Raw genomic sequence first — 5795 nt, 5'->3', positions numbered from 1 at the left:
GACCAAGGGCTGTCCGAGGGAGTTGGCATGCTGGCTCGATGAGTCCAATACGTTTTCCTCCACCCAGTCCTCGACACCATCGCCATCCGTGTCGATCGCACCCACGTTGGTGCGGAAAAAGTTGGAGCCGGTGGTGTTGCTGAGTTCGTCGAGGATGGTGACCTTGCGCCGGCCCCGTGTGATTGAAGGTGGTGTGGCATTTTCGAGCGGAGACCAGCCTGAGCGAAGGTCGGACTTTTCGGCCCAGTGAGCTTTGAAAGGAAGATCCGTCCACTGGAGGACGAGATGGTTGCCACTTGGCGTGAGCTCAAGTTTCAGCACCGAGTCGGGATCATCCGGGTCCGTGCCGGCTTCGCTTTCCTGCTGATTGCTCATGCCATCGCCATCGTCATCGGCAAAGGGAGCGCGCGCTTTTCCTCCGGCCCAGATCGTCCAAGCGTCCGACATGCCGTCGCCATTGAGGTCGTCAGGCAGACCGCTGAAGTTGATCCATTGGGGATAGGAACTGCTCTTGCTCGGCGAGGTTCCATGGGCGAATTCGACATCGTCGTTGGCACCATCGCCATCGGTATCTGCGAGGCGTGGGTTGCTGCCGGCGAGGAACTCCTGAAGGTTGGTGAGTGAGTCCGAGTCCGCATTGAGTGCGGCATCTGCGGGGTTGTTGATGTCGAAGAGATAGAGGCTCTCCCAAGCATCCGGCATGCCGTCGCGGTCGGTGTCGAGCGCGCCGATTTCCTGTCTGGAAATGAACGCGTGGACGCCGGGTTTCAGGTCGTAGCTGATCTGGTCCGGGTTGCCGCTGGTATCGGTCCATTGGGTTCTGCCGTTCATCAGGTCGGTGCCGACTGAAGGGCAGTTTTCCCAATTGCTGGTGGCAATGACGACCGGATTGAGCGGGTCACGCATGTCCGCGATGGTAAAGGTGATGCTCCAGCTGTTGCCGAAGGTGGTGGGGCGGCTGGCAACGAACTCGAAGCGCAAGGGATAGGAAACGTCGGCGTCGCCCACGCCGCTGAAGCCAAGCGCTTGACGGATATCGGTCGACCCCCGGCTGTAAAGGGAAGAGGTGGGTCGGTCTTCGCGATGAAAGACTTCATTGTTGCAGCGGAAAAGATGGTTGATGCTGCCTTCTCGATAGAAGAGCCCCATGGAGAGACGACTGCTCCAACCGCCGTCGTCCAGTTCGACGGCCATGTCCACGAGCATGGTGTCATTATTGGTAAGAGCCCCGAGCATCGCCTGGGAGTGATTCCAACGGATGCGAAGGTCGTCGATTCTCCAGGTCCACGTTTTCTCCAAGGCGCTGTAACTCGGCACCGGAGGAGGCACGCTCGAGCTGTCCATGGGGTCGGAACCCGCGCGGACTTCGGCATCGTCGGTGAAGCTGTCGCCATCACTGTTTGCGAGGTTGGCAAGAGACGGGAAGGGGGAGCCGTTGATTTCGTCGCCATCGGCGATGCTGTCTCCATCGGTATCGGGATTCAGCGGGTTGGCATGGTGGGCCGCTTCCTCGCCGTCCCTGAGGCCATCTCGGTCGGTGTCGGGGTCCGCTGGATCGGTTCCGAGTACCAGTTCAGCGGCGTTGTTCAATCCATCGTCGTCGAGATCGGCCGCTGCATCGTTGAGCGCGGGGTTCATACCGTGTTCGATCTCGATCGCATCGGGAATGTTGTCGCTATCGGCATCAGTCGACATGTCGATGATTTGAATTCCGTGAAGTGCCACGCGGTCGTTGTCGATCTGGTCGACAAGAATCGACTGCTTGTCGCCTGTTAGATTTCGGTAGCGGACGTAGTTGCCTTTCGAGATGTCGCTGATGTTGGTCGCGGTGACTTCTTTCCATTCCTGAAAAGGAGGTGATGAATCGCTGAGGTAATAGCGTTTTGATGATGGGCTGCCGATCAGTTCGACGCTTGAGCGGGCGTCGGGGTTCTGGTCTCCAATGTAGGCAATCAGATCGTAATTGCTGTAGGGGATGCCGCTGAGGTTGAGCGTCACGGGGACCTTGCCGCCGGTGTAGTTGTCGCCGCAGATCATTCCGTTGAGGAGCCGTTCGTTGGAATTCCCCTTGTGGTTTCCCGAGGTGGCGTAACGAAACGACCAGTCGGCAGAGACGGTGGTTGCTTGTCCCCGGCAGTTCTTGAGTCCGGAAAGCGATCCTGTCAGGGCGTCGTTGCTGACATGCCAGCGGGGCTGGCCGTCGCTGGCATTCCAGTGCGGAAAGCGGAATAGGCCGGCCGGGTCATGCGGCTGGAGGGGTGAGTCCTCTTTTCGTTCCGAGACGAATTGCAGTCCGATAACGCCGGCGAAGGGAAAGGGTGTGGAACTGGCTGAGTTTGGATCGGTTCCTTGCTCCCGTTCAATGTTGTCAGGAAATGTGTCGGAATCCGTATCTATCAGACGTGGGTCGGAAGTGGCTTCATCGCCGTCACTGAGACCATCACCATCGGTATCGTATTTGAGAGGATCGCTGATCGTTTCTGCTCCGTCTTCGATTCCATCATTGTCGGTGTCGGGATCGGTGGGATTGGTGCCGGCGAGAAATTCAGCCAGGTTATCAAGGGAGTCTCCATCGCTGTTCAGGTCCGCATCGGAGGGGTCGCCATCATCAAGACCATAGGTTTCCTCATACCATCGCGGGATGTTGTCGTTGTCGCCATCTGCCAAGCCATCGGTGTCGGCCTCAAGCTTGAGGTAATCGAATTGAATGTAGCCTCCCTCGGATCCTCCGGTGCGCTCGATCTCAAGAACGTTGTTTCCCGTGATCGCACCGAACGATGTCGCCGGCATGGAGATCCTGATGGTGGTGTCGAAGCTGAGGGCGTCACGGGTTTCGATGATCTGCCCATTGAAGCGGATCATGATGTCGTGGCGACCGAAGCCGGGCTGGCTGACACCGGTCCAGGCACCTCCTTGAATCAGGTCGACCGTTAGGGTGAGAAGCGACTCGCTTGAGGCGGTCGCTTGATCGAGAGGGAAATGGATCCGGTTTCTGGGATCGCTCTGAGTGATCGCTCGCTCGAAATGGTTCAACTCCTCGTCTTCGACCAACAAACCGATCGGCGAGGGATAGTCCCCGGCGAGGAAGTAGTCGTCGTCTTTGGAGGTCGATGCTTCTTCGGGATCGTTGGAACGGTAGTTTTCGCCCCCGAAAAGTGAGCGCGATCCATCATCGAGACCAAGTTGCCAGACTGTATTACTTTGAACCGCGGCGAATGTGCGGGGGGAGTCACAGAACACCGCAGCCCCTATGAGAATTAGGAGACCGCGGGACATGAGGCCCGGAAATTTGCAAAAGTTGATTGTTTTGGCAATCTAACGTTTCCGAAATCTTAAAAAAAGCAATGAGAGGCCGGCTAAGAGTCCGACTCCTGGCTCGGGGACGGCCGTGATATTGTCCACTCGGAGGCTCGCATTGGCGACTTCGCCGAGGGCGCTTGAATTGGCGAAACTGTGGAGAATCCGGATTTCTGAGACGTCAGCGAGGGTGGCTCCCGCGTCGTCGCCGAGGGTGACGCGGGTAGCGGCGGGGTTGAGTTGGGCTGGCTCAATTCCAAAAAGGAAGGTCGCGTAGCCAAGACCCGAGTTGACAGCTTGGCCGTCGGTTACGAACCAGCCGCCCGGTCCATTGACCGCGATTCGGACGAAAAGGTTGCTCGCACCAGTGTTTCTCAGATCCATGCTGAGCCCGGTAATGCCTTGGCCGGAGTAGTTGCCGGACCAGTCTCCCTGGTTGAAGGAGATCAATCGCGAACCGGGACCGTTGCCGACGGAACTCGAGATCTGGAGCGCCGAATCGCCACTGCCATTTGGACCAGTGCTTGGCCGAATGATGGGGGGCGTTGGGTTTCTTGAGCCGCTGGTCCAATCCGTCGGGTTGTCGAAGGTCTCGACCTGATTGAGCATGACGGCACCGCCAGCGAGGCTCGGGAGGACGAAGAGGGTCTTGAGGGCGAATCTGAATATCACGGCGGTGTGCAGTCTAGCAGCCTGTCGGACTTAGACCAGTGATGAATTGGATAGCGGCTGCTACGCTCTGGGCATGGCAGCCAAGTTCGTCAATATCGACCACGATTCGCCCATGTTGTTGCCTCCCGACCTTCGGAATTGGGTGGGGCCCGATCACATGGTGCACTTACTGCCAGCAGCATCCTGAAAGCTATGAATTTCGTCCTGATCCGTAGGTCATCCGTCGCTTGCACTCGGGGAGTCCATGCAGCCATCCCATTCATCCTCGATCGCCGTGGCATGGCGGAGTCGAATCGGCAAAGACTTGGTAGCGAAGCTTGGCATTGGATTCTCCCTGCCAAGCCGAGGAGAGGTTGGCGAGGGTTTTGGTCGAAGCGGCAGCAGGCGGGGTCGTAGCATTGGCTCCAAGGGTGAGAACGACGGACGACACGAGGATCATGATTGATTTCATACGACGCCAAGGTGCCACGCCGGGATTAGATTTCGGGTGGGCGCAGGATTAGAGTTTCCTGATGAATTGGTGGCCGCATCAGGAAATCCCTCATCGAGACGATTGGCTTCGTGCACTTTACCCGGAGTTGCCCGGCGAAGGCCTTGCAGGCAGGATCGCGCGGAGTTCGTACGATTAATCTAGTACGTCGCAGCGAGTTGATCCCCCAATTGGTGGTTGCCGGTGCGGATCAGGTGCTCCTCGATGACGTCGAGGTGGTTGATTCCGTCCGAGCGATCTGTGGTTCGGTTCCTCCCTGCTTGGCTTCAACTGCGCGCCATTCGGGTCAGTGCCATTCGGGTCGGTCCTGAATGATGGGCGAACGAGTGTCGCCGTTCCCTAGTGAAAGTCGTGGGAGCCGGCGGTGTGGCTGCTGTCGATGCCGGGGAGCGGGAATAGGGCGGTGGTGTAGACGGTGGGTTGGCCGCCTTCGGAGATTTGGAGGCGGCCTTCGATGAGGAGGAAGGGCTCGGTGGTGATGAGGAGTTTGTACTGGTGGAAGGTGTCGCGCGGGACGAAGAGGTTGGCGATGCCGGTTTCGTCTTCGAGGCTGATGAAGCAGTGGCCTTTGGCGGTGGAGGGGCGTTGGCGGCAGATGACCATGCCGGCGATTGTTATGGGGACGCCGTGGTTTAGGGAGGGGAGGTCGCTGGCACGGTAGGGGGGAGTGATCAGTGAGCAGTGAGCAGTGAGCAGTGGTGAGATGCGGCGCTTCGCGCCGGGGGGTGATGGAAGGAGTTGCAAACTCCTTCTCCATAGGGCCATGGGGTGGGGGCCGGTGGTGGAGCCGGTGAGGGCGAGGTCGGTGGCGAGGCGTTCGGTGGGGGACATGACCCCTAAAGGGGAGTGCCGAGTGCCGAGTGAACAGTGATCAGTGTTGGGAGGTGTCGCTTCGCGACGGGGGTCGGAGAGCTTGGCTTGTGAAACGGGCGGGACGCCCGCGCTCCTTGAAAAGAGGTCGTCGAAGAGGGGGAGTTCGGATTGCCAGAGGGCGTGGCGGCGGTGCTCGACTTCGGGGAGGGGGTTGAGGGCGCCAGAGGCGGCGAGGAGACGGCGTTCCTTGTCGTTGGGTTGGACGCGGCGGAGGAAGTCGGGGAGGGATTCGAAGGGCTGATTATTACGTTCGGTGATGATGCGCTGGGCGGTGGCTTTTTTGAGGCCTTTGAGGCGGTGGAGACCGAGGCGGAGGTAGGACTTCGGCTCCGGGTTTTTTGAAACGCCAAGACGCGAAGGACGCAAAGTTTCTTGAGGTTGAGTTTTTGGGTGGTCCTCGATGGTGGTTTCGTAATTACTATGGATGACGGAGATGGGTTTGGTGCGGACGCGGTGGCGTTTG

3 protein-coding genes and 1 pseudogene are annotated in these 5795 nt (G+C 58.8%); all 4 read right to left on the bottom strand.

Annotated elements, in window-relative coordinates:
• Positions 1-3276: pseudogene (locus WBG04_RS11250) on the bottom strand (hypothetical protein); the annotation flags it as partial.
• A gap of 39 nt (positions 3277-3315) precedes the next feature.
• On the bottom strand, positions 3316-3969 hold the full coding sequence (locus WBG04_RS11245) for a hypothetical protein (RefSeq protein WP_424314526.1): 654 nt from the start codon (positions 3967-3969) through the stop codon (positions 3316-3318).
• 259 nt (positions 3970-4228) lie between these two features.
• The gene (locus tag WBG04_RS11240) at positions 4229-4408 is read right to left on the bottom strand and encodes a hypothetical protein (RefSeq protein ID WP_424314525.1); all 180 of its coding nucleotides are present in this window, start codon (positions 4406-4408) and stop codon (positions 4229-4231) included.
• 390 nt (positions 4409-4798) lie between these two features.
• A partial coding sequence (locus WBG04_RS11235; protein ID WP_424314524.1) for an OB-fold nucleic acid binding domain-containing protein occupies positions 4799-5795 on the bottom strand: 997 nt, incomplete at its 5' end.

This window comes from Haloferula sp. (assembly GCF_049672945.1).
GTDB lineage: Bacteria > Verrucomicrobiota > Verrucomicrobiia > Verrucomicrobiales > Akkermansiaceae > Haloferula.
The sequence above is the reverse complement of the archived record's forward strand: the minus strand, read 5'-3'. Positions and strand labels throughout refer to the sequence as shown.